This is a genomic window from Streptomyces sp. NPDC090741, assembly GCF_044769045.1.
GTDB lineage: Bacteria > Actinomycetota > Actinomycetes > Streptomycetales > Streptomycetaceae > Streptomyces.
This window is the reverse complement of sequence record NZ_JBIVXF010000003.1, coordinates 1-23912: the sequence shown is the minus strand read 5'-3', so window position 1 is coordinate 23912 and position 23912 is coordinate 1. Positions and strand designations below refer to the sequence as shown.

General features: G+C 72.4%; 23 protein-coding genes. 11 read left to right on the top strand and 12 right to left on the bottom strand.

The genetic code is table 11. The features are described 5' to 3' along the window. Positions 1-12: 12 nt before the first annotated feature. Genes ACIQU4_RS09730 through ACIQU4_RS09720 form a run of 3 tightly spaced genes read right to left on the bottom strand, consistent with a single transcriptional unit; the run spans position 13 to position 2899 of the window. On the bottom strand, positions 13-891 hold the full coding sequence (locus tag ACIQU4_RS09730; protein WP_403727795.1) for an ATP-binding cassette domain-containing protein: 879 nt from the start codon (positions 889-891) through the stop codon (positions 13-15). After that, complete coding sequence (locus ACIQU4_RS09725) at positions 891-1922, bottom strand: ABC transporter permease (protein WP_030155264.1); 1032 nt, start codon at positions 1920-1922, stop codon at positions 891-893. Before ACIQU4_RS09725 ends, ACIQU4_RS09730 begins: the two co-directional genes overlap by 1 nt. After that, positions 1919-2899, bottom strand: coding sequence for a sugar ABC transporter substrate-binding protein (locus ACIQU4_RS09720; RefSeq protein WP_403727793.1), 981 nt, complete (start codon positions 2897-2899; stop codon positions 1919-1921). Before ACIQU4_RS09720 ends, ACIQU4_RS09725 begins: the two co-directional genes overlap by 4 nt. A gap of 220 nt (positions 2900-3119) precedes the next feature. On the opposite strand from ACIQU4_RS09720, the gene ACIQU4_RS09715 reads away from it, so the two are divergent. Next, the gene (locus tag ACIQU4_RS09715) at positions 3120-4124 is read left to right on the top strand and encodes a Gfo/Idh/MocA family oxidoreductase (RefSeq protein ID WP_403727792.1); all 1005 of its coding nucleotides are present in this window, start codon (positions 3120-3122) and stop codon (positions 4122-4124) included. A gap of 50 nt (positions 4125-4174) precedes the next feature. Here the strand turns inward: ACIQU4_RS09715 and ACIQU4_RS09710 are convergent, their stop codons facing one another. From ACIQU4_RS09710 to ACIQU4_RS09700, 3 genes are all read right to left on the bottom strand, one after another. Continuing rightward, the gene (locus tag ACIQU4_RS09710) at positions 4175-5368 is read right to left on the bottom strand and encodes a cytochrome P450 (protein ID WP_403727790.1); all 1194 of its coding nucleotides are present in this window, start codon (positions 5366-5368) and stop codon (positions 4175-4177) included. Between the two features lie 129 nt (positions 5369-5497). Continuing rightward, complete coding sequence (locus ACIQU4_RS09705) at positions 5498-6415, bottom strand: DMT family transporter (RefSeq protein ID WP_403727789.1); 918 nt, start codon at positions 6413-6415, stop codon at positions 5498-5500. A gap of 150 nt (positions 6416-6565) precedes the next feature. Continuing rightward, on the bottom strand, positions 6566-7186 hold the full coding sequence (locus ACIQU4_RS09700; RefSeq protein WP_403727787.1) for a dihydrofolate reductase family protein: 621 nt from the start codon (positions 7184-7186) through the stop codon (positions 6566-6568). 194 nt (positions 7187-7380) lie between these two features. Here ACIQU4_RS09700 and ACIQU4_RS09695 point away from each other — a divergent pair, with 194 nt between their 5' ends. Beyond that, complete coding sequence (locus ACIQU4_RS09695) at positions 7381-8121, top strand: 3-oxoacyl-ACP reductase family protein (RefSeq protein WP_403727785.1); 741 nt, start codon at positions 7381-7383, stop codon at positions 8119-8121. A gap of 40 nt (positions 8122-8161) precedes the next feature. Here ACIQU4_RS09695 and alc read toward each other — a convergent pair whose 3' ends face one another. Beyond that, positions 8162-9274, bottom strand: coding sequence for an allantoicase (gene alc / locus ACIQU4_RS09690; protein ID WP_403727783.1), 1113 nt, complete (start codon positions 9272-9274; stop codon positions 8162-8164). Between the two features lie 3 nt (positions 9275-9277). Beyond that, positions 9278-10618 (bottom strand): allantoinase AllB, encoded by a 1341-nt coding sequence (gene allB, locus ACIQU4_RS09685; RefSeq protein ID WP_403727782.1) that lies wholly within the window; start codon positions 10616-10618, stop codon positions 9278-9280. A 328-nt stretch (positions 10619-10946) separates the two neighbouring features. On the opposite strand from allB, the gene ACIQU4_RS09680 reads away from it, so the two are divergent. After that, entirely contained in the window at positions 10947-11750 is an 804-nt protein-coding gene (locus ACIQU4_RS09680; RefSeq protein ID WP_030155279.1) for an IclR family transcriptional regulator, read from the top strand. 73 nt (positions 11751-11823) lie between these two features. Here ACIQU4_RS09680 and ACIQU4_RS09675 read toward each other — a convergent pair whose 3' ends face one another. Next, the gene (locus ACIQU4_RS09675) at positions 11824-12519 is read right to left on the bottom strand and encodes an ABC transporter ATP-binding protein (RefSeq protein ID WP_403727780.1); all 696 of its coding nucleotides are present in this window, start codon (positions 12517-12519) and stop codon (positions 11824-11826) included. Then, positions 12516-13604 carry an ABC transporter permease gene (locus ACIQU4_RS09670; protein WP_403727779.1) on the bottom strand — a complete coding sequence of 363 codons (1089 nt, stop codon included), beginning with the start codon at positions 13602-13604 and terminating at the stop codon, positions 12516-12518. Before ACIQU4_RS09670 ends, ACIQU4_RS09675 begins: the two co-directional genes overlap by 4 nt. A gap of 134 nt (positions 13605-13738) precedes the next feature. On the opposite strand from ACIQU4_RS09670, the gene ACIQU4_RS09665 reads away from it, so the two are divergent. Beyond that, a complete protein-coding gene (locus tag ACIQU4_RS09665) occupies positions 13739-14956 on the top strand; it encodes a sensor histidine kinase (protein ID WP_403727777.1) in 1218 nt (405 codons plus the stop codon). Further along, positions 14956-15585, top strand: coding sequence for a response regulator (locus ACIQU4_RS09660; protein WP_403727775.1), 630 nt, complete (start codon positions 14956-14958; stop codon positions 15583-15585). Before ACIQU4_RS09665 ends, ACIQU4_RS09660 begins: the two co-directional genes overlap by 1 nt. 55 nt (positions 15586-15640) lie before the next feature. On the opposite strand, the gene ACIQU4_RS09655 is transcribed toward ACIQU4_RS09660, so the two are convergent. After that, positions 15641-17128, bottom strand: coding sequence for a PLP-dependent aminotransferase family protein (locus ACIQU4_RS09655; protein WP_403727774.1), 1488 nt, complete (start codon positions 17126-17128; stop codon positions 15641-15643). Positions 17129-17214: 86 nt separating this feature from the next. Here ACIQU4_RS09655 and ACIQU4_RS09650 point away from each other — a divergent pair, with 86 nt between their 5' ends. The 4 genes from ACIQU4_RS09650 to ACIQU4_RS09635 all read left to right on the top strand — a co-directional run bounded on the left by ACIQU4_RS09650 (position 17215) and on the right by ACIQU4_RS09635 (position 21488). Then, entirely contained in the window at positions 17215-17475 is a 261-nt protein-coding gene (locus tag ACIQU4_RS09650; RefSeq protein ID WP_403727772.1) for a hypothetical protein, read from the top strand. Continuing rightward, positions 17436-18053, top strand: a complete 618-nt coding sequence (locus tag ACIQU4_RS09645; RefSeq protein WP_403727771.1) for an NTP transferase domain-containing protein — start codon at positions 17436-17438, stop codon at positions 18051-18053. Before ACIQU4_RS09650 ends, ACIQU4_RS09645 begins: the two co-directional genes overlap by 40 nt. A gap of 273 nt (positions 18054-18326) precedes the next feature. Next, complete coding sequence (aceB, locus tag ACIQU4_RS09640; RefSeq protein WP_403727769.1) at positions 18327-19955, top strand: malate synthase A; 1629 nt, start codon at positions 18327-18329, stop codon at positions 19953-19955. A gap of 339 nt (positions 19956-20294) precedes the next feature. Continuing rightward, positions 20295-21488, top strand: a complete 1194-nt coding sequence (locus tag ACIQU4_RS09635; RefSeq protein WP_403727767.1) for a GDSL-type esterase/lipase family protein — start codon at positions 20295-20297, stop codon at positions 21486-21488. 58 nt (positions 21489-21546) lie between these two features. On the opposite strand, the gene ACIQU4_RS09630 is transcribed toward ACIQU4_RS09635, so the two are convergent. Then, positions 21547-22161, bottom strand: coding sequence for a TetR/AcrR family transcriptional regulator (locus ACIQU4_RS09630; protein ID WP_403727765.1), 615 nt, complete (start codon positions 22159-22161; stop codon positions 21547-21549). 113 nt (positions 22162-22274) lie between these two features. Here ACIQU4_RS09630 and ACIQU4_RS09625 point away from each other — a divergent pair, with 113 nt between their 5' ends. After that, entirely contained in the window at positions 22275-23081 is an 807-nt protein-coding gene (locus ACIQU4_RS09625; protein ID WP_403727763.1) for an SDR family NAD(P)-dependent oxidoreductase, read from the top strand. Positions 23082-23151: 70 nt separating this feature from the next. Beyond that, on the top strand, positions 23152-23766 hold the full coding sequence (locus tag ACIQU4_RS09620; RefSeq protein WP_403727762.1) for a 3'-5' exoribonuclease domain-containing protein: 615 nt from the start codon (positions 23152-23154) through the stop codon (positions 23764-23766). The last annotated feature ends 146 nt before the right edge of the window (positions 23767-23912 follow it).

Here is a 23912-nt window from a genome sequence, read left to right as displayed (position 1 = left end):
GTCGTGTCGTCCTCAGGGTGCGGTGGTGCCGGACGCCGGATCGGCTGCTCCGGACGGGTGGTCCGGTCCTGATTCTGCCACCCGCTCCAGTTCGTGGCTCAGCTCGTCCAGCTCGGAGCCGCCCGCCATCTGCCGGGTGAGCTCGTCCAGGGTGATCGAGTCACGGGTGTGGCTGCCGGCCATCGTGCCGCGCTTGAGCAGCACGAACCGGTCGCCGACCAGGTAGGCGTGGTGCGGGTTGTGCGTGATCAGGACCACACCGAGGCCCGCGTCGCGGGCCGCGGCGACGTACTTGAGGACCACGCCGGACTGCTTGACGCCCAGGGCGGCGGTCGGTTCGTCGAGGACGAGGACCTTCGCCCCGAAGTAGACGGCGCGGGCGATGGCCACGCACTGCCGCTCGCCGCCGGACAGGGTGCCGATCGGCTGGTCCACGTCGCGCAGGTCGATGCCCATGCGCAGCAGCTCGGCGCGGGTGGTCTCGCGCATGAACTCCACGTCGAGGCGGCGGAAGGGGCCGCGGCCCTTCGTGGGCTCGGAGCCGAGGAAGAAGTTCCGCCAGACGGGCATGAGCGGGACGACGGCCAGGTCCTGGTAGACGGTGGCGATGCCGTGGTCGAGGGCGGCGCGCGGGTTGGCGAGGGCGGTCTCCTCGCCCTCGATCTCGAAGCGGCCGGCGTCGTGCCGGTGCAACCCCGCGATGATCTTGATGAGGGTGGACTTGCCGGCGCCGTTGTCACCGAGGACGCAGGTGATCTCGCCGGCGTGCACCTCCAGGGAGACCCCCTGGAGGGCCCGGATGTTGCCGTAGAACTTGCTGACGTCGGTCATCTTCACGAGCGCCGGCGCGGAGGACTTCTCGTACGCGGTCGCGGACACGGTCTCGGTCATCACTTCGCCTCCGCCCGCTTGCGGACCCATGCGTTGAGCAGCGTCGCCAGCAGCAGCATCGCGCCGAGGAAGAACTTGAACCAGTCCGGGTTCCACTGGGCGTACACGATGCCGTTGCTGGTCATGCCGAAGATGAAGGCGCCGACGGCCGAGCCGATGGCGGAGCCGTAGCCGCCGGTCATCAGGCAGCCGCCGATGACGGCCGCGATGATGTACAGGAACTCGTTGCCGACGCCCTCGCCCGACTGGACCACGTCGAACGAGAAGAGGATGTGCTGCCCGGAGATCCAGGCGCACAGGGCGACGCCCATGTAGAGGCCGATCCGGGTCTTGACGACGGGGACGCCGGTCGCGCGGGCCGCGTCCGCCCCGCCGCCGACCGCGAAGATCCAGTTGCCGGCGCGGGTGCGCAGCAGGATCCAGGTGGCGACGGCGACCAGGGCCAGCCACCACAGGATGGTGACCTTGAGCGTGACCGAGCCGACGTTCCACTGCGAGGCGAAGAGCGCGCGGGCGGAGTCGAAGCCCTCCATGTCGGCGATGGTCTTCGTCGAGACGGAGCCGCTGATCAGCTTGGTGAAGCCCAGGTTCAGGCCGGTCAGCATCAGGAAGGTGCCGAGCGTGATGATGAAGCTCGGCAGCTTGGTACGGGTCAGCATGAACCCGTTGAAGAAGCCGATGGCCAGGGTGACCAGCAGGGACACCCCGACGCCCACCCACACGTTTGCGGTCATCTGGTAGCTGAACATCGAGCTGACCAGCGCCGAGGTGGTGACCATGACGCCGGCGGAGAGGTCGAACTCGCCGCCGATCATCAGCAGGGCCACCGGGCAGGCCATGATCCCGATGGTGGAGGCCGAGTACAGGATCGTGCTCAGGCTGGAGGCCTGCAGGAAGCTGGGCGCGGCGATGGAGAAGAAGACGAAGACGGCGGCCGCGCCGACGACCGCGCCGAGCTCGGGGCGGCCGAGCAGCTTGCGGACCAGCGAGGTGGGTGCGAGCCGCTCGTCGACGGCCGTTGCCGTGCTCATCGGCTGCCCCGCTTGATGAACTCCTCCAGCTTGCCCGCCTCGTCGGCGGTCACGATCTGCGGGCCGGTCAGCACCGGGCCGCCGCCGCCGAGCACGTTCGCGTTGTAGCGGTACAGCCAGAGCAGGTCGATGGCCTCGTAGCCCTGGAGGTAGGGCTGCTGGTCGACGGCGAAGCCGAGGGCGCCGGACTTGAGGTCACGGGCCACGGACGCGTTGAGGTCGAAGGTGTCGACCTCGGCCTTGCTGCCCGCCGCGTCCTTCGCCTTGACCGCCGTCGGGGCGAAGGGGGCGCCGAGGGTGACGATCGCGTCGACCGACGGGTCGGCCTGGAGCTTCGCCTGAATGGCCGCCTGGACGGAGGGCATGTTGGTGCCCTCGACGTACAGGTTCTCCATCGTTCCGCCGAACGTCTTCTTCGCCCCGGCGCAGCGCTGCTCGTGGCCGACGTTGCCCTGCTCGTGCAGGACGCAGACGGCCTTCTTCTTGCCGCGCTTGGTCAGCTCGGTGCCGACCGCCTCACCGGCGATCTGCTCGTCCTGGCCGATGTGGGTGAGGGCGCCGTACTCGGCGGACTGCGCGGATCCGGAGTTGACCGTGATCACCGGGATTCCGGCCTTGACCGCCTTGCCGATGACGTCCTTGAGCGCCTCGGGCTTGGCCAGGCTCACCACGATCCCGTCGACCTTCTGGTCGATGGCGTTCTGCACGAACTGGGCCTGCTGCTGAGCCTGGTCGTCGTGGGCGTAGACGAAGTTGATGTTGTCCTTCGCCGCGGCCTCCTTGGCGCCCTTCTGGACGATGTCCCAGAAGGTGTCGCCGTCTCCCGCGTGCGTGACCATCGCGAAGGTCCAGCGCGGGGTGGACACGGCGGGCCGGCCCGCCTGGGCGGCCTTCGCCCGGTCCTCGGCGCGCTTGCCGCCCGTGCTGCTGCAGCCCACGAGGGAGGCTCCCAGTACCGCCGCGAGCACAGCGCCCACGACGCGTACCCCTGTCCGAACCCTAGCCACGTCTGCGTGCCCTTCCCTCGTCCTGTGTCTTGTGCGGTCCGCTGCTGCCAAAGCGGTCATTACGGTTCCAGCCGCTCAGTATCCGCCACAGTGGACCATGTGCGTTCATCGGGTCCTTCGAGCCCATCTGGGCCATACGGGTACTGTCGGGCGGATTGACAGCCCCCGGTGAGGGGGTCAGGTTGATTGCATGCGCATCGGGGTGATCGGAACGGGCCGGATCGGCTCCTTCCATGCGGCGGCACTGGCCCGCCACCCGGACGCCGGCTCGCTGCTGCTCGCCGACGCCGATCCCGCGCGGGCGGCGCGCCTCGCCGACCGGCTGGGGGCGACCGCCGCCCCGTCCGTGGAGCAGGTCTTCACCTGGGGCGTGGACGCCGTGGTCGTGGCCTGCTCCACCGACGGGCACGCCGAGCTGGTCCTGCGGGCGGTCCGCGGCGGGCTCCCGGTGTTCTGCGAGAAGCCCCTGGCCACCGATCTCGCCCGGACGCTGGCCGTGCTGCGCGAGGTGGGCGCCGCGGACGGGGTGCTCCAGCTGGGCTTCATGCGCCGCTTCGACGCGGGTTGCCGCACGGCACGGGAGCTGGTGCGCTCCGGAGCCCTGGGCCGGCTGCACACCGTACGGACGATGACCGCCGATCCGGCGCCGCCGCCCGCCGCGTACCTGGCGACGTCGGGGGGTCTGTACCGGGACTGCCTGGTGCACGACTTCGACATGGTCCGCTGGGTGACCGGGCACGAGGTGACCGAGGTGTACGCGACCGGCTCCGACGCGGGTCCGGCGGTCTTCCGCGAGCTCGGCGACGTGGACACCGCCGTGGCCGTCCTCACCCTGGACGACGGGACGCTGGCCACCTGTACGGGCACCCGCTGCAACGGCGCCGGGTACGACGTGCGGATGGAGCTGGCCGGGGATCTCGACCAGGTCTCCTCGGGGCTGGACGACCGTACGCCGATCGCCTCGACCGAACCGCACGGCCCGCCCCCGGCGAGCAAGCCCTGGACGGGCTTCCTGGAGCGGTTCGCCCCCGCGTACGAGGCGGAGCTGGCGGCCTTCGTCCGCCTGGTGCGCGGCGAGGGCCCCAACCCGTGCGACGGCCGGGAGGCGCTGGCCGCGCTGCGGATCGCGGAGGCGTGCGAGCTGTCGCGGCGGGAGCGGCGCCAGGTCCGCATGGCGGAGCTCCCGGACCTGTAGGGGCGCCGGGGACGCGGGCGGGGGCGGTACGGAATCGGCCACGGGCGCGGCTACCAGCGCACCGGGAGCCGGGTCACGCCGCGGATCAGGCTGCCCCCTATGTACGTCGGCGCCTCCTCGGCCGGGTCCTCGGCCAGGTCCGGGAAGCGCTCCAGCAGGCCGCGGAGCGCGATGCGGCCCTCCATGCGGGCGAGCGGGGCGCCGATGCAGAAGTGCAGCCCGTGCCCGAAGGCGAGGTGGCCCTGCGGGGCGCGCCGGATGTCGAACGCGTCGGGGGCCTCGTACCGCCCGGGGTCGCGGTCCGCTCCGGCCAGCGAGACGAGGACGGTGGCCCCGGCCGGGATGGCGGTGCCGCCGAGCTCCATGTCCTCGCGGGCGTAGCGGTAGGTGGTGTTCTGCACCGGGCCGTCGTAGCGGAGCATCTCCTCGATGGCGCCGTCGAGCAGGCCGTCGTAGTCGGAGCGCAGGGCGGCGAGTTGGTCCGGGTGGGCCAGCAGGGCACGCGTGCCGTTGGATATGAGGTTGACGGTGGTCTCGTGGCCGGCGATCAGCAGCAGGAAGGCCATGCCGATCAGCTCGTCGGGCGACAGCGCGTCGCCGTCCTCGTCGCGGGTCCGGATGAGGGCGCTGAGCAGGTCCTCGCCGGGGTCCTCGGCCTTGGCCTCGACGAGCTCCGCGAGGTAGTCGCCGAGCTTCTGGTGCGCGGTGGTGCTCGGCGTCAGGGAGGTGGGCGCGAGGACCTCCTTGGACCAGTAGCTGAAGCGCTCGCGGTCCAGGTCGGGGACGCCGAGGAGTTCGCCGATGACCGTCATGGGCAGCGGGAAGGCGAGGGCCTTGATCAGGTCGGCCGTGCGCTGCGGGCGGGCGGCCATGGCGTCGAGCAGTTCGTCGGTGATCCGCTGGACGCGGGGGCGCATGGCCTGCACGCGGCGCAGGGTGAACTCGCGGGCGACCAGGCGGCGCAGCCGGGTGTGGTGCGGCGGGTCGGCCTCCAGCATGTTGCTGTTGGCGGCGGTGGTCGCGATGCCCGGCAGGACCTCGTTGCCGGTCCAGTTCTTCAGCAGACCCGGGTGGTTCAGGGCCTGGCGGGACTCTTCGTACCCGACGACCAGGAACGTGGGCGCGTACTCGGCGGCGGTGACCTCGACCTGGTGCACCGGGCCCGCGGCGCGCAGCCGGGCGTAGAAGGGGTAGGGGTCCGCGTGGAAGTCGGCGTCGTTCACGCTGATGTCCGGTTGTGGCATGCGGTCAGATTAATGTGACCGCTCGGTGCTGGGACCATCGATTTCCGGTCACGCGTCCGACATTGGACGACTGCCGAGGTCATACGAGGTCATACGAGGCCACACGGCCCTCTACGAAATCCTGCGAAATCATCCGGCCATGGCACGGCGGCCCCAGGCGGTGCCGCCGAGGACGAGCGCGGCGCCCGCGAACCCGGCCGGGCCGAGGTGTTCGCCGCCGACGGCGATGCCCGCGGCGGCCGCCCACAGGGGTTCGGTGCCGAGCAGCAGGCTGACGCGGGAGGGCGAGGAGCGGCGTACGGCCCACATCTGCACGTAGAAGGCGAAGAGCGTGCAGAGGACGGAGAGGAAGGCGAGCCCCGCCCATTCGGCGGGCCCGAAGGCGGCGGCCGTCGCCCAGGGGCTGTCGCCGGTGCCGGGTACGGCGGCCAGTACGGCGAAGACGAGGACGGCGCCGCCGAGTTGCACGGTGGTCAGCGACAGCGAGTCGGCGTCCTGCACGGCCTTGATCCGCGCCATCAGCAGGACGTGCAGGGTACGGGCGAGGGCCGCGCCGAGGATGAGCAGGTCGCCGGCGCCGGGGACGGAGAACCCGGCGCCCTGGGTGAGCAGGACGACGCCGGCGACGGAGGCCGCGGCGCCCGCGAGGAAGGCGCCCGAGGGGGCCTCGCGGCGTACGGCGGCCTCGGCGAGCGGGGTGAAGATCATGGTCAGGCTGATGATCAGCCCGGCGTTGGTGGCGGAGGTGTGGACGACCCCGTACGTCTCCAGCAGGAAGATCCCGCCGAGTACGAGGCCCAGCAGGCCCGCACCGGACAGTTGCCGGGCGGTGAGCGCCCGCAGCCGCTGCCACCCTGCGACGGCCAGTACGGGCAGTACGAGCGCGAAGCGCAGGACGAGGACGGCGATCACGGTGTGGGCCGTGGTGATGCCCTTGGCCGCGAGGTAGCTGCCGCCCCAGACGACGGCGACGGCCAGGACGGGCAGGTCGGCGAGCCAGGCGCGGCGGGGGGCGGCGGTGCGTGCGAGCAGGGCGGGCGAGCTCACCAGGGACTCTCCATCGGCGTGAAGCGGGTGGAGACTTCGGCGGCTCCCTCGGGCGCGGCTCACCGTACCGGAGCCGATCATGGCGGTCGAGCGGTTTCACCGGGGCCCGCCCGGGCCCCGGCCGGCGTCCGGCGTCCCGCGTCCCGCGGATCAGTCGAAGGTGGCGAAGGTGGCGCGGCCCGTCGGGCGGTACGTGAGGATGGCGGTGCCGTTCGGCGTCGTGCGCGAGGCGGCCAGCTCGTAGGCCGTCGGCAGCCCGCCCGTCGGGAACAGCCGCCGTCCGGTGCCCAGGGAGACGGGGAACACCTCCAGGTTCAGCTCGTCCACGAGGTCCCGTGCCAGCAGCCACTGGGCCAACTGCCCGCTGCCGTGCACCTGGAGCTCCCGGCTCCCCTCCAGCGCGTCCTTGATCCGCATGATCTCGCTCTGGAGCTGCTCCCCGTCGATGACGGTGGTCCCCGCCCAGGCCGGTTCCTTGAGCGTGGTCGAGGCCACGTACTTCGGCAGGCCGTTCAGCCGGCTCGCGATCGGGTCGGTGGGGTCGGTCTTCTTCGGCCAGTAGCCGGCGAAGATCTCGTACGTCCGGCGCCCGAGCAGGAAGGCCCCGGCCCGGTCGAACAGCTCGGTGGTGAACGCACCCACGCCCTCGTCGTCGAGCGGCGCCAGCCAGCCGCCGTACTCGAATCCGCCGCTGGCGTCCTCCTCCGGCCCGCCGGGGGCCTGCATCACGCCGTCGAGGGTCAGGAAGGTGGTGAGGGTCAGCTTGCCCATGTCTCTGCGCTCCTGGCGTCCGGTGTCTCCTGCACGGGTTTCTCCTGCACGGGTTCAGACTCCCGGCCGCCCCGGAACTCATCGGCGCGGCGCGCACGAACGCGAGGTCCGATTCCCGCCAGCGCACGCTCCCCTCCCCCTATTTCATTGAACCCGCAACGACTTATCGGGCAGTGAAACGAGGGAGAAGGACCATGAGCACCAACGAAGCAGTGGTGGCACTGGTGACCGGCGGCAGCCGCGGTATCGGGGCGGCCACCGCCCTGCGGCTGGCGCAGGACGGGGCCGACGTCGCCCTCACGTACGTCCACGGCGCGCAGGCCGCGGCCGAGGTCGTGGGCAGGATCGAGGCGCTCGGCCGGCGCGCCCTGGCGGTCCGGGCCGACGCGGGCGACCCGGCGCAGGCGGTCGCCGCGGTGGCGGAGACCGTACGGGGCCTGGGGCGGATCGACACCCTGGTCAACAACGCCGGCATCGGCGTACTGGGACCCCTGGACACCCTGACCCCGGCCGATGTGGACCGGGTACTGGCGGTCAACGTGCGCGGGGTGTTCCTGACCACCCGGGCCGCGGCCGCGCAGATGGGCACCGGCGGTCGGATCATCACCATCGGCAGCTGCATGGCCGCACGGGTCCCCGGCCCGGGCGGCACCCTGTACGCGATGAGCAAGGCCGCGCTGACCGGCCTGAACAAGGCGCTGGCGCGGGAGCTCGGCGGGCGCGGCATCACCGCGAACCTCGTGCACCCGGGCCCGGTGGACACCGACATGAACCCGGCGGACGGCCCCCACGCCGCCGCGCAGAGCGCGCTGACGGCCCTCGGGCGCTTCGGCACCGCACAGGAGGTGGCGGGACTGGTGTCCTTCCTCGCGGGCCCGGACGCCGCCTATGTGACGGGCGCCGAGTTCGCGGTGGACGGCGGCCACGCGGCGTAGCCCCGGGGGTGTCGGCCCCCGGGGCGGTCACGGGGCGTCGTCAGCCGCCCAGCTCCTGGTGGCGGGCGGTCAGCGCGGCCGCGCCGGCCTCCGTCAGCGAGCCGTACAGGCGCAGGCGGGAGAAGCCGCCGTCCGGGAAGATGTCGATGCGGACGTGGGTGCCGACCGCCGGGGTGTCCAGTACGAAGCGGTGGTTGGTGTCGGGCTGCAGGCGGGTGCGCGGCAGGAACTCCGTCCACTCACCCTCCTCGCCGGACTTGACGGACAGCGAGGCCCAGCCGGCCGAGTTGCCCTTGAGGTAGGCGGTGTCGATCTCGACGGCACGGATCTCGGAGTCGGCCACCAGCTGGTAGCGGATCCAGTCGTTGCCGTTGTCGCGGCGGCGGGCGGTCTCCCAGCCGTCGTCCATCTTGCGGGAGCGGCCCGGGTTGATGGTGTTGGTCGGCGGGGAGTAGAAGCGGTTGGAGGCGTCCTGGACGGAGCCGCCGTTCTCCAGGGCGACCACGTCGAAGGTGCCGAGCGCGGCGAGCCACTTCGGGTCGGGGCGGACCTCGCCGTAGACGCGCAGGCGGGCGATGCCGCCGTCCGGGTGCTGGTTCAGGCGCAGGTGCGTGAAGCGCTGCTCCACGTCGACCTCGAAGCCGTTGGCCGCGTGGCCGCCGACGGGGGTGCGCGGTACGAGGGTCGTCCACTTCACGTCGTCGGAGAGGAGCTCCTCCGCGGTCGGGGAGCCCTCGACGGAGGCGGCCTCCACCGAGACGGCCTGCGGCATGTTGCCGCGGAAGTGGGCGGTGTCGACGACGATGCCCCGGATGACGCCGGGGGCGCCGAGGCGGATCAGCGCCCAGTCGTGGTCCTCGGCGGTCGGCCAGGGCTGCCCGGCCGAGACGCCGCGCCGGCGGCGGGTCTCCCAGCCGTCCATGACCTTGCCCTTGTGGCCGAAGTGCTCGGGGTCGAAGTGCGCGGCCTCCTCGACGAGCAGGTTCTCGCGCTGGGCGAAGAACTCGTCGTTGGCGGCGAGGACGCCCGCGCCGAGCTGACGCGCGGCGAGGTTCGCGTGCTGGGTGAACGGGAAGTCCGCGGTGCGGTAGTCGGCGTACGGGTCGCCGCCTCCGTACGGGTTCGCGTTACCGGTGAAGGATTCAATCGCCACTGGTCAGTTCTGCCTTTCGAGGAGTCGGCCCGTGGGCTCGGTCGGGGTGCCGTGGTCGGCGATCTGCGTACCGCGCAGCCAGGTGGACTTCACGACGCCGTGCAGGGTCTTGCCCGCGTACGCCGTGACCCGGTTGCGGTGGTGCAGTTCCGCGGGATCCACGGTGAAGGTCTCTTCGGGGGCCAGCACGGCGAAGTCGGCGTCGCGGCCGGCCTCGATCGCGCCCTTGCCGGCGAGGCCCGCGAGCGCGGCCGGGGCGGCCGACATCCAGCGCACGACGTCCTCCAGGGTGCGTCCGCGGCGGCGGGCCTCGGTCCAGATGGCCGGCAGCCCGAGCTGGAGGGAGGAGATGCCGCCCCACGCGGTGGCGAAGTCGTTCGTCTTCAGGTCCGCCGTGGAGGGCGAGTGGTCGGAGACGATGCAGTCGATGGTGCCGTCGGCGAGCGCGTCCCACAGCAGGTCCTGGTTGGCGGCCTCGCGGATGGGCGGGCAGCACTTGAACTCGCTCGCGCCGTCCGGCACTTCCTCGGCGGTGAGGGTGAGGTAGTGCGGGCAGGACTCGACGGTGATCCGGACGCCCTCGGCCTTGGCGGCGGCGATCAGCGGCAGCGCGTCGGAGGAGGACAGGTGCAGTACGTGGACGCGCGCGTTCAGCCGCTTCGCCTGGGCGATCAGGTTGCCGATCGCGGTGTTCTCGGCGTCGCGCGGGCGGGAGGCCAGGAAGTCGGCGTACTTGGGTCCGGGGACGACCGGAGCGGAATCCAGGTGATGCGGGTCCTCGGCGTGCACGATCATCAGGCCGCCGAAGCCGGTGATCTCGGCGAGGGAGGTGGCCAGCCGCTCCTGGTCGAGCTCGGGGAACTCGTCGACGCCGGAGGGCGACAGGAAGCACTTGAAGCCGTAGACGCCGGCGTCGTGCAGCGGGCGCAGGTCCTTGACGTTGTCCGGCAGGGCGCCGCCCCAGAAGCCGACGTCCACGTGCGCCTTGGTCCGGGCGACCTCCTGCTTGACGCGGAGGTTGTCGACCGTGGTGGTCGGCGGCAGGGAGTTGAGGGGCATGTCGAGGATCGTGGTGATGCCCCCGGCCGCGGCAGCGCGGGTGGCGGTCCAGAAGCCCTCCCACTCGGTGCGGCCCGGGTCGTTCACGTGCACGTGGGTGTCGACCAGGCCGGGGAGCAGGACGTCGTCGCCGAAGTCCTCGAACCGGGCGCCGGCCGGTACCTCGGCGTCGTGCGGCAGTACGGCGACGATCTTCCCGGCGGCGACGGCGACCGAAGCGGCGCGCGTCCCCTCGGGGGTGATGACGCGAGTCGAGCGCAGTACCAGTTCCACGTCGTCGGACACGCCGGAACCTCCCCATCTACTTCCACAGAGCGAAATTCAACGTTCTGTTGACGGAGTCTCGCCGCCGATCCGGGGCCCGTCAAGAGCGGCCGGACAGAGCACCGACACACCGCTGCCGCAATTGGATGTTTCCACAGGATGGAATTAAGATTTCACTATCCAGAATGTAGCTACCACCACCGGGGGCGGACGGGTAACTTTCCGAGGAGGTCCGCGACCCGGACAAACCCCCTCTGACCGGCGGGGACGGCTTCGACCCGGCTCTAGGGCCGACGCCGACCGACCGGTAGGCTGCTTCCTTGCCTGCCAGCACCGAAAGGACCGCGCCGTGCCGACGTCCAGCGCCAGCACCACCGACGCTTCCGCAAAGCCCACCGCCGCCAGCGGTGGCGTTCAGTCCCTTGAGCGCGCCTTCGATCTGCTTGAACGCATGGCCGATGCCGGGGGCGAGGTCGGCCTCAGCGAGCTCTCCACCGCCAGCGGTCTGCCGCTGCCCACCATCCACCGCCTCATGCGCACCCTGGTGGCGTGCGGCTACGTCCGGCAGCAGCCCAATCGACGGTACTCCCTCGGCCCCCGGCTGATCCGCCTCGGCGAGTCCGCGTCGCGCCTGCTGGGAACCTGGGCGCGGCCGTACCTCGCCCGCCTGGTCGAGGAGACCGGCGAGACGGCCAACATGGCCCTGCTCGACGGGGACGAGATCGTCTACGTCGCCCAGGTGCCGTCCAAGCACTCCATGCGCATGTTCACCGAGGTCGGCCGCCGGGTGCTGCCGCACTCCACCGGCGTGGGCAAGGCGCTGCTCGCGTACACGCCCGCCGACGAGGTACGGGCGCTGCTGGCGCGCACCGGGATGCCGGCCGCGACCGAGAAGACCATCACCACGCCCGAGGGCTTCCTGGAGGCCCTGGAGCAGGTCCGCAAGGCGGGCTACGCGGTCGACGACAACGAGCAGGAGATAGGAGTCCGCTGCCTGGCCGTGTCGGTGCCGAACTCGCCGACCGCCGCCGCGATCTCCATCTCGGGTCCGGCGGGCCGGGTGACCGAGGCCGTGGCCGAGTCCTTCGTGCCGATCCTGCAGAACGTCGCGGCCGAGCTGTCGGTGGCACTGCAGAGCCAGAGCCCCGCGTAGGTCCCGTACGTACGTGAAGGCCCCGGCCCCCTCTGCTGCGAGGGGGCCGGGGCCTTGGCGCAGGTACGGGCGCTCAGGCTGCCGGGACCGTCTCGGACTCGGAGTCCGTCAGACGGCCGTCCGCCATCGTCGCCGTCCGGTCCATCCGCTCCAGGTGGGCGTGGTCGTGGGTGACCAGCACGGTCGCGGTGGAGCGCTCGCGGGTCAGGGTGACCAGCAGGTCGAGGACGGCGGCCCCGCGCTCGTGGTCCAGGGCGCTCGTCGGCTCGTCGACCAGGAGCACGGCCGGCTCGTTCATCAGGGCGCGGGCGATGTTGACCCGCTGGCGCTGGCCGCCGGAGAGCTGGTGGGGCCGCTTGTCGGCCTTGTCGGCCAGCCCCACCGCGTCCAGCAGTTCCAGCGCCCGGCGGCGCAGCGCCCGCGAGGGGCGGCCCGAGAGGTGGGTCATCACCTGGAGCTGCTCGGCGGCGGTGAGCGAGGCCAGCAGGTTCGGCTGCTGGAAGACGATGCCGATCTTCTCTCGGCGCAGGGCCGACTTCTCGGCCGCGCTCAGCCGGGCGGTGTCCTGGCCGGCCACCACCACCTGCCCGGAGTCCGGGGTGACCAGGGTGGCGGCGACGGCCAGCAGGCTGGACTTGCCCGAGCCGGAGGGCCCGATCACCGCGGTCAGGGTGCCCGGGGGCACCTCCAGGCGGACCCGGTCGAGGGCGGTGAGCCGGCTCTCGCCGTCCGGGTAGGTGAGCGTGACGTCGTGCACGAGCAGGGTCATCGGGCGCTCCCGAGGGCGGTCAGGGGGTCGACGGCGGTGATCCGCCGGATGGACAGGGCCGCGCCCAGCGCGCCGAGCGCGATCATGATCGCGGCGGGCGCCAGCACGGTCGCCGTGTCGAGGACGAAGGGGACGTTGCCGCCGCTGATCAGCGCGCCGAACCCGGCGGCGAGCGCCGTACCGAGCCCGGTGCCGATCGCGAGCATGACGACGGCCTGGCCGAGGGCGTCCTTCAGCAGGTACGGGGTGGAGGCGCCCAGTGCCTTCAGCACGGCGATGTCACCGCTGCGCTGGATCGTCCACACGGTGAAGAAGGCCCCTATGACCAGGGCCGAGATGGCGAAGAGGAAGCCGCGCATGAGCTGGAGCGAGCCGTTCTCGGCCTGGTAGGACCCTATGGCGCCGAGTGCCTCGTCGATGGTCTGAGCCTTCGTGCCGGCCGCCTTGTCGCCGGCGGCGAGGTCCGCCGACCCGGCGGTGTCGAGCGCGATCACGGTGGCGAGGGTGTCGATGGAGGTGCCCGGGTTGCCGATGCGCTGCCAGTCGTTCAGGTCCATCCAGACGACCGGGGTGTGGCTGTAGGCGGCGGTGCCGGAGACGGCGGCCACGGCAAGTTCCAGCGGGCCGATCTTCAGCTTGCCGCCCGCGCTCAGGCCGCCGAGCTCCTTGGCGGCCTTCTCGGTGAGGACCACCTGCCCCTGGGCGAGGCCGCTGCCGCGCGGCGGGAGGGGGCCGGCCGGGTCGACGCCGAAGACGGAGACCGCGGCGGTGCGGGCGCCCGCCGACGCGTTGGTGGTGCGGATGCCGAGCGGCTCGGCCGACTTCACCTCGGGCTGGGCCCGCCAGGCCTGCCAGGCCTTCTCGGACACCTGGGAGTTGGTGAAGGACACCTTCTGGTCCCCGGTGGGCGCGGCGAAGGCCAGGTGGCCGGCGGGCAGCCCGGTGACGGCCGAGACGTTCTCCCGGGCCAGGCCGGCGGTGAGCCCGGACAGCAGGCCGACCAGCAGCGTGATCAGCAGTACGACCGAGCCCATGAGGGCGAAGCGGCCCTTCGCGAACCGTAGATCTCTCCATGCGACGAACATGATCCCCACCCTGGTCTTCCGCGTGGACACAAGGCATCGCGCCACGGTAGCGATCCTGGTATCGAACGACGCATCCGGACATCAAACTTTCGATTGACCGGGCCCCGCCGACCCGCGCTTACGCTGGTCGGGCCATGGCCACTGCTCCTGAATCCCCCGCTCCGCGCCCCCTCACCCCCGTCTCGCGCGTGCTGCGCCTGTGCCTGCACGCGCTGCTGTTCGGGCTGCTCGCGCTGGCCGCCGGGCGGGCCGTCACCGACTCCGCGCCGGAGGCCGGCTGGGTGGTGGCCGCCTGTGCGGTGCTGGCCGCGGTGTACGCGGGGGGCGTACTGGCGCCCTCGGTGCACCGCTCGCCGCGCGCCGGGGCGGTGTGGCTGGCCGGGCTGGGCGCGGCCTGGGCGGGGCTGCTGGTCCTCTCCCCCGACGGGCTGTGGATCGCGTTCCCGCTGTACTTCCTGGAGCTGCACCTGCTGCGGCTGCGCTGGGGCATCGCGGCCGTCGCGGTGACGGCGTGCGCGGCGATCGGCGGCTTCCTGGCGCACGCGCAGAGCGGTGCGGTCTCGCCGGGGGCCTTCCTCGGACCGCTGCTCGGCGGGGCCGTGGCGGTGGCGACCGTACTGGGCTACCAGGCGCTGTACCGCGAGAGCGAGCGCCGCCGCGAGCTGATCGAGGAGCTCATCGCCACCCGGGCCGAACTGGCCGCGGCCGAACGGAACGCCGGGATCCTGGCGGAGCGGGAACGCCTGGCCCGCGAGATCCACGACACCCTGGCCCAGGGCCTGTCCTCGATCCAGCTCCTGCTCCGCGCGGCGGAACGTTCCCTCGCCGAGGTCGGCCCCGCCGACCCCCGGGCGGCAGCCCTCGCGCACATCGCGCAGGCCCGGGAGGCCGCCCAGGAGAACCTCGCCGAGGCACGGCGGTTCGTACGGGCGCTCACCCCGCCCGACCTGGAGCACGGGTCCCTCGCCGCCGCGCTGGAGCGGCTGTGCACGGCCGCGCCGGGGCCGCGCGTCCGGTTCTGCCTGAGCGGCCCGCCCCGGGTCCTGCCCACCCCGTACGAGGTCGCCCTGCTCCGCATCGCCCAGTCGGCGCTGGCCAACGTCGTCCGGCACGCCCGCGCGGACCGCGCCGAGATCACGCTGACCTTCATGGACGCCTCGGTGACGCTGGACATCGTCGACGACGGCACCGGCTTCGACCCCTCCTCGGCCCCCTCCGGCGAGGGCGGGTTCGGGCTGCCCGCGATGCGCTCGCGGGCCGAGACGCTGGGCGGGCTGTTCACCGTGGAGTCCGCGCCGGGCCAGGGCACCGCCGTGGCCGTCACCCTGCCGCTGCCCCTGGAGGCATCCTGATGACGATCCGCCTGCTGCTGGCCGACGACCACCCGGTGGTCCGGGCCGGGCTGCGCGCGGTGCTGGACACCGAACCGGACTTCGCGGTGGTCGCGGAGGCCGCCACCGCCGAGCGGGCGGTGGAACTGGCCGCCTCCGAGCCGGTGGACGTGGTCCTGATGGACCTCCAGTTCGGTACGGGCATGCACGGCTCGGCGGCGACGGCGGCGATCACGGCCCGGCCCGGGGCGCCCCGGGTCCTGGTGCTGACCACGTACGACACGGACGCCGACATCCTGGCGGCGGTGGAGGCGGGCGCCTCTGGCTACCTGCTGAAGGACGCCCCGCCGGAGGAGCTGGCGGCGGCGGTGCGCACGGCGGCGGCGGGCCAGTCGGCGCTGGCCCCGGCGGTGGCCCTGCGCCTGATGGACCGCATGCGGCTGCCGGCGCAGGCACTGACGAAGCGGGAGCTGGAGGTGCTCCAGCTGGTCGCGGACGGCCTGTCGAACCAGCAGATCTCCAAAAAGCTCTTCCTGAGCCAGGCCACGGTCAAATCCCACCTGGTCCACATCTACGCCAAGCTCGGCGTCGACTCCCGCACCTCGGCGGTGGCCACGGCCGCCACCCGCCGCCTGATCCGCACCCCGTAACCGATCCGGCACATCCGGCCTCGCCGGGCCGGCCTCCCACGCCCGCCGACCGGGCTCACGCCACCCAGTGCGGCCGCTCCACGGCGGGGGTCAGGGGGACGCCGTCGTGGAGGGCGGCCGCCAGCCGGCGAACGGCCTCGTCCAGGCGATCGGCGGCCAGCGTGTACGGAATCCGCAGCCGGTGCTCGAACGTCCCCGGATCCACCCCGAACCGCGCCCCCCGCCCGATGTGCACGCCGCAGGCGCCGGCCCGCTCCGCCAGCGCCGAGCTCACCGGCTCCCCCAGATCCACCCACAGCGACAGCCCGCCCGGCCCCCGCTCCCACGACCACTCCGGAGTGTGCCGCTCCAGCGCCCGCTCCAACGCCTCCCGCTGCCCCCGCAACTGTGCGAGCCGCGCCGGCAGCGTCCGCTCCAGCCCCTCCAGCAGCGGCAGCGCCACCAGCTGGTCCAGTACCGACCCCGTCATGTCCGCGGCCACCTTCACCGCCGTCAGCTCCGTGATCATCTTGGCGGTGGCGCGGACCCACCCCACCCGCAGCCCGCCCCAGTGCGTCTTGCTGAGCGAGCCGATCGTCACCACGTGCTCCGCCCCGCCCCTCGGCGCCAGCGAGGCCAGCGGCGCCGGCGCCGGTACGTCCAGGGCGATGTCGGCGATGGTCTCGTCGACCACCAGCCACGTCCCGGTCCGCCGCGTCGCGGCCAGCAGCCGCAGCCGCTGCTCCTGCGGCATCAGCAGGCCCGTCGGATTGTGGAAGTCCGGGATCACGTACGCCACCCTCGGCACGGTCTGCCGCAGCGTGGACTCGGCGATCTCCATGTCCCAGCCCGCGTCGGAGACGGCGATCGACCCGGTGCGCAGCCGCGCCTGCCGCAGCGCGTCGAGGGCGTTCGCGTACGTGGGGTTCTCGGTCACCACCCGGTCCCCGGGCCCGCACAGCAGGCTCACGACCAGCGAGAACGCCTGCTGGGCGCCGGCCGTGACCAGGATCTGCCCGGGGCGGGTCGCAAGCCCGCGCCGGGTGAACCGCTCGGCGATGGCACCGCGCAGGTCCGGCAGGCCGAAGGGGTGGTAGCCGGGGGTCCGGGCGAGCGCGGGCAGCCGGGGCGCGGCCCAGGCGAGGGCCTCGGTGAGGCTGCCTTCCGGGGCGCCGAGGGCGGCGATGGCCAGGTCGATCCCGGGTTCCCCGTCGGACAGGTACCCGCCGGAGCCGGCCAGCAGGTGCGCGCCGACCGGGCCGTGGCCCTCGGGGAGCTCGGTCCAGGTGCCGGAGCCGCGCCGGCTGCGGACGTAGCCGCTCTCGCGCAGCAGGTCGTAGGCCCCGGTGACGGTGGCCCGGCTGGCGCCGAGCGCCTCGGCGAGCTCGCGCTCGGCGGGCAGCCGTACGTGCAGGGCGATCCGGCCGTCGAGGATCAGCGTCCGCACGGAGTCGGCGAGGGACCGGTAGCCGGGGCGGGCCAGCACCTCCGAGGGCAGCAGCGCCGCGAGCTGGCGACTGCCGAGGGTTCTGTCCGCCGTCTGGACGACTCGCCCGTTTGCCATGCCAACCTCCCCTGATTGGCTCTGCCGACCAGACCAATCGAGGTCCAGACTCGCGGTATTGGCCCCCGATTGGCAAGGAGACCGCCATGGCGACCCCGCGGATCCCGCTGACCCCGCTCACCGCGTCGACCGCGACGACCGCGCCGACCCCGCCCTCCCGCCTGACCGACCGCGACGAACGCGCCCTGGTGGCCGCCGCCGAGAACCGGATCTCCGAGCCGCTGCGGCTCGGGCCCGCGCTGGCCCGCGTACGACGCCTCCTGACGCGGCGGCCACGCACCGGCCCGCAGGGGCGAGAATCGCTGACATGCCAGCCAACGACGCGCACACACCCTCGAGCCCGGTGATCGCCGGCTTGCTCCTCGCCGCGGGCGGCGGCCGTCGCCTGGGCGGCCGCCCCAAGGCCCTGCTCCCGTACCGCGGCCGCCCGCTGGTCGAGAACGCGGTACGGGTGCTGCGCGAGGCGGGTTGCGGTCCGCTCCACGTGGTGCTCGGCGCCTCCGCGGCCGAGGTCCGCGAGCGGGCGGACCTGACCGGCTGCGTGGTCGTGGACAACCCCGACTGGGCGGAGGGGATGGGCTCGTCCCTGCGCGTCGGCCTCGCCTCGCTCGCCGGTACGGGCGCCCGCGCGGCCCTCGTCTCACTGGTGGACCAGCCGGGGATCGGGCCGGCGGCCGTGGCCCGGGTCCGGGAGGCGTACCGCTCCCCCGCGAGCCTGGTGGCGGCGGCGTACGGCGGGGAGCGCGGGCATCCGGTGCTCTTCGGCGCGGACCGCTGGGCCGACATCGCGGCGACGGCGACGGGGGACAAGGGCGCGCGGGTGCACCTGACAGATCACGCGGACGAGCTCACGCTGGTGGAGTGCGGGGACATCGCCGAGGCCTTCGACATCGACACCCCGCCCGACCTGGCACGACTCGCTTGAGCGGCGACCCAGGGGCAGTTGAGCGGGCAGTGACGAAGGTGGCACTGAGGGCCACCGGGCGCAGGACTCTGTCGACTCAGAGAATCTCGACATCAACAAACCATTGAACTTCCACCATAAGGAAATTACTATCCACTGGTCAGAAGCGCCCTGAACCCCCAGACGGCGCCCGCGACCGTATCCCGGAACTCTCCACACCCGACGGCACTGCGTGCCGTCCTGCGCGAGCATTCCCCGCGGCCGCCAGGCACCGCCGCTGAAGGAGTGACAGATATGTCCGCACCAGCGCCGTCATCGCTGGCCATCGTCGACGCCGAGCCCCTGCCCCGGCAGGACGAAGTCCTGACCGAGGCGGCCCTCGCGTTCGTGGCCGAGCTCCACCGGCGGTTCACGCCCCGCCGTGACGAGCTCCTCGCCCGCCGCGGTGAGCGCCGCGCCGAAATCGCCCGCACCTCCCACCTCGACTTCCTCCCGGACACCGCACAGGTCCGCGAGGGCGAGTGGAAGGTCGCGCCGGCGCCGGCCGCGCTGAACGACCGCCGTGTGGAGATCACCGGTCCGACCGACCGCAAGATGACCGTCAACGCCCTGAACTCGGGCGCCAAGGTCTGGCTCGCCGACTTCGAGGACGCCTCCGCCCCCACCTGGGAGAACGTCGTCACCGGCCAGCTCAACCTCATCGACGCCTACGAGCGCCGCATCGACTTCACGGACCCGCGCACGGGCAAGTCGTACGCCCTCAAGCCGACCGAGCAGCTGGCGACCGTGGTGATGCGCCCGCGCGGCTGGCACCTGGAGGAGCGCCACCTCCAGGTCGAGGGCCGCCCGGTCCCCGGTGCGCTGGTCGACTTCGGCCTGTACTTCTTCCACAACGCCAAGCGCCTCATCGAGCTCGGCAAGGGCCCGTACTTCTACCTGCCGAAGACGGAGTCGCACCTGGAGGCGCGCCTCTGGAACGAGATCTTCGTCTTCTCCCAGGACTACGTCGGCATCCCGCAGGGCACGGTCCGCGCGACCGTCCTGATCGAGACCATCACGGCCGCGTACGAGATGGAGGAGATCCTCTACGAGCTGCGCGACCACGCGGCGGGCCTGAACGCGGGCCGCTGGGACTACCTGTTCTCGATCGTGAAGAACTTCCGCGACGGCGGCGAGAAGTTCGTCCTCCCGGACCGCAACGCGGTGACGATGACCGCCCCGTTCATGCGGGCGTACACCGAACTCCTGGTCCGCACCTGCCACAAGCGCGGCGCGCACGCCATCGGCGGCATGGCGGCCTTCATCCCGTCCCGCAAGGACGCCGAGGTCAACCGGATCGCGTTCGAGAAGGTCAAGGCCGACAAGGACCGTGAGGCGGGCGACGGCTTCGACGGCTCGTGGGTCGCCCACCCCGACCTGGTGCCGATCGCGATGGCCTCCTTCGACGCGGTCCTCGGCGAGAAGCCGAACCAGAAGGACCGGCTGCGCGAGGACGTCTCGGTGGCCCCGGGCGAGCTCATCGCGATCGACTCGCTGGACGCGAGGCCGACGTACGAGGGCCTGCGCAACGCCGTCCAGGTCGGCATCCGCTACATCGAGGCCTGGCTGCGCGGCCTGGGCGCGGTCGGCATCTTCGGCCTGATGGAGGACGCGGCCACCGCCGAGATCTCCCGCTCGCAGATCTGGCAGTGGATCAACGCGGGTGTCGTCTTCGAGCACGACGGCGAACCCGTGACGGCCACCGCCGACCTCACCCGCGAGATCGCCGCCGGGGAACTGACCGCGATCCGCGCCGAGATCGGCGAGGAGGCCTTCGCGGCCGGAAAGTGGCAGCAGGCCCACGACCTCCTCCTCCAGGTCTCCCTGGACGCGGACTACGCGGACTTCCTCACCCTCCCGGCCTACGACCAACTGGTCGGCTGACCCCCGGTCTCCCCACCGCCCGCACAGCGGCCGACCCCACCTCCGCCCCCAAGGCCCCAGGCCTCGGGGGCGGAGGCGTTTCCACGCGCGGGTGCGGGACTTCGAGCGGCGCACCTCGGCGCGCCGCGGCGCGATCGGTGGAACTCGGCCGCGGAAGCGGAATGTTGAGGGCCCGAACGACCGGTCGGTCGTTACGTCATCGTAATCTGCGGCTACCTAGCGGTAACAACACGCTGCATGTCACCTTTCCGATGCCACCGGCCGGCGGTACCCCCACTTTCCCAGCCATGCACCGGAGTTCTCTTCGGCTTGGGCATGGCCGACCGCAGGAGTTCCGCCGTGATCGGATTCCGCAACGCCAGCAAGGACCCGGCCCGTAGACGAGTGCGACGGCTCGCCGGGGTCGGGATGGTTCTGCCGCTCGCCGTCAGCGCTCTGGTCGCCGGCTCCGCCGGGACCTCCGTGGCCAGCCCCGGGACCGGGCCCACCGCCGTGGTGTCCATGGGCGACAGCTACATCTCCGGCGAGGCCGGCCGCTGGAAGGGCAACAGCCTGACCAACAGCGGGGATCGCACCGGGACCGACCGCGCCTGGGTCTCCGGGAACACCTACGACCCCGCCAAGGTGTACGGGAGCACCGCCGGGGGGTGCCACCGCTCCGACTCCGCCGAGGTCACGAGCGCCGGGGCGATCGCCGACGTGGCCGTGAACCTGGCCTGCTCCGGGGCCACTTCCGAGAACGTCTTCCGCGCCTCCAACGGCGGCGTGGTCTTCAAGGGCGAGGCCCCCCAGGCCGATCAGCTCGCCACCGTGGCCGCGGCCGACAACGTCAAGGTCATCGCCCTGTCCATCGGCGGAAACGACCTCGGCTTCGCCGACATCATCAAGGAGTGCGCCCTCGACTTCGTCCTGTGGGGCTCGTACTGCTACGACGACCAGCAGTACGGGGTCGACCAGAAGATGGACGCGGTCATGGCGAACGTCGGCAAGTCGGTGGACGAGATCCGCGCCGTGATGCGGGCCGCCGGGTACACCGACTCCTCGTACCGGATCGTGCTCCAGTCCTACCCGTCGCCGATCCCGCGCGGCGCCGAGAACCGGTACACGCAGAGCGACTGGAGCCGCCTCAACTCCGGCGGCTGCCCGTTCTGGAACCGGGACTCGGACTGGGCGCGCGACTCGCTCGTGCCGCAGATCGCGGGCCGCCTCAAGGGAGTTGCCGCCGCCAAGGGCGTGCAGTTCCTGGACCTGCGGGACATGATGCAGGGCCGTGAGGTGTGCGCGAAGGCCAGCAAGCTGGTGAGCAGCTCGGCGCCCGCGTCGGCGAAAACGAGCGAGTGGGCACGCTGGATCGACAGCAGCGAGACGCAGGGGCCGGTCCAGGAGTCCATGCACCCGAACTACTTCGGCCAGCTGGCGGTCGGGCGCTGCCTGAACCTCGCCGTCGCCCAGCCCGCGAACTCCGCGTCCAGCTGCAAGAACACCGCCGGAGCCGACCACACGGGCATGTTCCTGACGTCCGCCGCCCCCTGATTCGTACGTTCCGGGTTCCGGGCGCCTGCGGAGTCTTCCGCGGGCGCCCTTTTCCGGATCAGCCGCGGACGGCGGCCAGTGCCTCGTCGTAGAGGGCCGCCAGGTCGGCGCTGCCGCCGCCGCGGACCCAGGCCTCGGTCGCGGCGTCCACGCAGGCGAAGACGGTGGCGGTGACCGCCGCGGCGCGCAGCTCGGAGACCGGGCTCGGGCCCGGGCCCGAGCCCTTCCCGGCGGCCATACGGGCCGTGACGGCGGGCAGGACCATCTCCTGCCAGCGCAGCCGCTTCTGCGTGTAGCGGGCGCGCAGCGGCGGGGTGTCGAATATCAGCGCCGTGATCTCCAGCAGCTGCCCGGGGTCGCCGTGCGCCTCCATGAGCACCTCGAAACCGGCGCGCAGGGCCTCCCACGGAGTGGCGGCGGCGGGCTGGGCCTCCACCGTCGCGCGCAGCAGTTCGCCGAGCTCCTCCTGCTCACCGCAGACGATGTCCTCCTTGGTACCGAAGTACCGGAACAGCGACCGCTGGGAGATGCCCGCCTCCTTGGCGATCTGCGCGATGGTCGTGGCCTCGTACCCCTGCTCGGCGAAGAGCCGCATGGCCGTGTCGAAGATGCTCGCGACCACGGCCTGCCGGGAGCGGTCCCACAGGCTCGGCTGCGTTGCGGTTATCCCCATCCGGCCAGCATATAGGCGGGCCGCCATCCTTGCCCCAACTGCCCGCTTGGCAGTCACTGCCAAGTGGGCATACAGTGTTACCAACGATGTCATCCACGGGCAGGAGAGCCACTGTGAACGCGGTCGACTACCGGGGCCGGACCACCCTGATCACCGGCGCGAGCTCCGGCCTGGGCGCCGAGTTCGCCCGCCAGCTCGCCGCGCGAGGATCCGACCTCGTGCTCGTCGCGCGCCGGGAGGACCGCCTGAAGGAGCTCGCCGGGCAGCTGTCGGCGGCGCACGGCGTCAGGGTCGAGCCGGTCGCCATGGACCTGTCCGTCGAGGGGTGCGGTGAACTGCTGGCCGCCGAGGTCGAGCGGCGCGGGATCACGGTGTCCAGCGTCATCAACAACGCCGGCTTCGGCACGTACGGGCGCTTCCACGACGAGGATCCGAAGCGGCTCCGCCAGGAAGTGGGCCTCGACGTGATGGCCGTCGTCGACATCAGCCGCACCTTCATCGGCCCGCTGCGCAGCCGCGGCGACGGCGTCCTGGTCAACGTCGCCAGCATGGCCGGCTACCAGCCCGTGCCGAACATGGCCGTCTACGGCGCCAGCAAGGCCTTCGTCCTCAGTTTCACCGAGGCACTCTGGCAGGAGTCCCAGGGCACCGGGCTGCGCGTCCTGGCGCTGTCGCCCGGCGCGACGAAGACGGAGTTCTTCGATGTGGTCGGCACGGAGGACGCCGCCAGCGGCACCAGGATGCAGAGCTCCGCGGAGGTGGTGCGCACCGCGCTGAAGGCGCTGGACCGCAGGAATCCGCCGCCGAGCGTGATCTCCGGATCCATGAACCGCATCATGGCCTTCAGCGGACGGCTCGCGAGCCGCCGGACGGTCGTACGGATGGTGGACCGGATGTCCTCGCCCCGGAATCCCGCGTAGCGGGTGTCCCACCCTCCCGGCACCGGGAATCGGGGTGATCGGAGCGGCGCGAGCTGGCATGATCCCGCTCATGCCGGCCCGCAGCGCACGCCCCAGCCTCTACATCTCCGTCGACATCGAGGCCGACGGCCCGATCCCCGGTCCGTACTCGATGATCAGCTTCGGGGCCGCCGTCGCGGGGCGGCAGGACGGCGCTTCGTATACGGCCGCGGACCCCGAACGGCAGACCTTCTACCGCGAACTCCGCCCGATCAGCGACCAGTACGTACCCGAGGCGCTCGCTGTCAGCGGTCTCGACCGGGACCGGCTGCTCCGGGAGGGCGCCGAACCGGCGGCGGCCATGGCGGAGTTCCGCGCGTGGGTACGGGAGGTCTCCGCCGACGCCGGGGCACAGCCCGTGATGTGCGGGTACCCAGCCTCCTTCGACTGGACCTTCCTTTACTGGTACTTGATGAGCTTCGGCGGCGAGAGCCCGTTCGGGCACTCCGGCTGCCTCGACATGAAGACCCTGTACGCGACGAAGGCGCGGGTCCCGCTGCGCGCGGCGGTCAAGGGCCGGATGCCGCGCGAACTGCTCTCCACCCGCCCGCACACCCACCACGCCCTGGACGACGCCATCGAGCAGGCGGAGCTGATGAGCAACCTCATGCTCTGGACGCCCCCGTCCGCCGATACCGCCGGCTGACTCCCCCGCCCGGGCGGGAACGGCACGGCGGTGGGGGGGGCCCCCCCCCCCGGGGGGGGGGTGGGGGGCGGGGGGGGGGCCCGCCCGGGGCCGGGGGGGGGGCCCCGGCCCGGGGGGGGGCGCCCCCCCCCGCCCGCCCCGCGCCG

What these genes read in the sequence shown, in the direction of transcription:
- ACIQU4_RS09730 (WP_403727795.1), bottom strand. Translation starts at nt 891, where the DNA reads ATGACCGAGACCGTGTCCGCGACCGCGTACGAGAAGTCCTCCGCGCCG.
- ACIQU4_RS09725 (WP_030155264.1), bottom strand. Translation starts at nt 1,922, where the DNA reads ATGAGCACGGCAACGGCCGTCGACGAGCGGCTCGCACCCACCTCGCTG.
- ACIQU4_RS09715 (WP_403727792.1), top strand. Translation starts at nt 3,120, where the DNA reads ATGCGCATCGGGGTGATCGGAACGGGCCGGATCGGCTCCTTCCATGCG.
- ACIQU4_RS09710 (WP_403727790.1), bottom strand. Translation starts at nt 5,368, where the DNA reads ATGCCACAACCGGACATCAGCGTGAACGACGCCGACTTCCACGCGGAC.
- ACIQU4_RS09700 (WP_403727787.1), bottom strand. Translation starts at nt 7,186, where the DNA reads ATGGGCAAGCTGACCCTCACCACCTTCCTGACCCTCGACGGCGTGATG.
- ACIQU4_RS09695 (WP_403727785.1), top strand. Translation starts at nt 7,381, where the DNA reads ATGAGCACCAACGAAGCAGTGGTGGCACTGGTGACCGGCGGCAGCCGC.
- ACIQU4_RS09675 (WP_403727780.1), bottom strand. Translation starts at nt 12,519, where the DNA reads ATGACCCTGCTCGTGCACGACGTCACGCTCACCTACCCGGACGGCGAG.
- ACIQU4_RS09670 (WP_403727779.1), bottom strand. Translation starts at nt 13,604, where the DNA reads ATGTTCGTCGCATGGAGAGATCTACGGTTCGCGAAGGGCCGCTTCGCC.
- ACIQU4_RS09665 (WP_403727777.1), top strand. Translation starts at nt 13,739, where the DNA reads ATGGCCACTGCTCCTGAATCCCCCGCTCCGCGCCCCCTCACCCCCGTC.
- ACIQU4_RS09660 (WP_403727775.1), top strand. Translation starts at nt 14,956, where the DNA reads ATGACGATCCGCCTGCTGCTGGCCGACGACCACCCGGTGGTCCGGGCC.
- ACIQU4_RS09655 (WP_403727774.1), bottom strand. Translation starts at nt 17,128, where the DNA reads ATGGCAAACGGGCGAGTCGTCCAGACGGCGGACAGAACCCTCGGCAGT.
- ACIQU4_RS09650 (WP_403727772.1), top strand. Translation starts at nt 17,215, where the DNA reads ATGGCGACCCCGCGGATCCCGCTGACCCCGCTCACCGCGTCGACCGCG.
- ACIQU4_RS09645 (WP_403727771.1), top strand. Translation starts at nt 17,436, where the DNA reads ATGCCAGCCAACGACGCGCACACACCCTCGAGCCCGGTGATCGCCGGC.
- aceB (WP_403727769.1), top strand. Translation starts at nt 18,327, where the DNA reads ATGTCCGCACCAGCGCCGTCATCGCTGGCCATCGTCGACGCCGAGCCC.
- ACIQU4_RS09630 (WP_403727765.1), bottom strand. Translation starts at nt 22,161, where the DNA reads ATGGGGATAACCGCAACGCAGCCGAGCCTGTGGGACCGCTCCCGGCAG.
- ACIQU4_RS09620 (WP_403727762.1), top strand. Translation starts at nt 23,152, where the DNA reads ATGCCGGCCCGCAGCGCACGCCCCAGCCTCTACATCTCCGTCGACATC.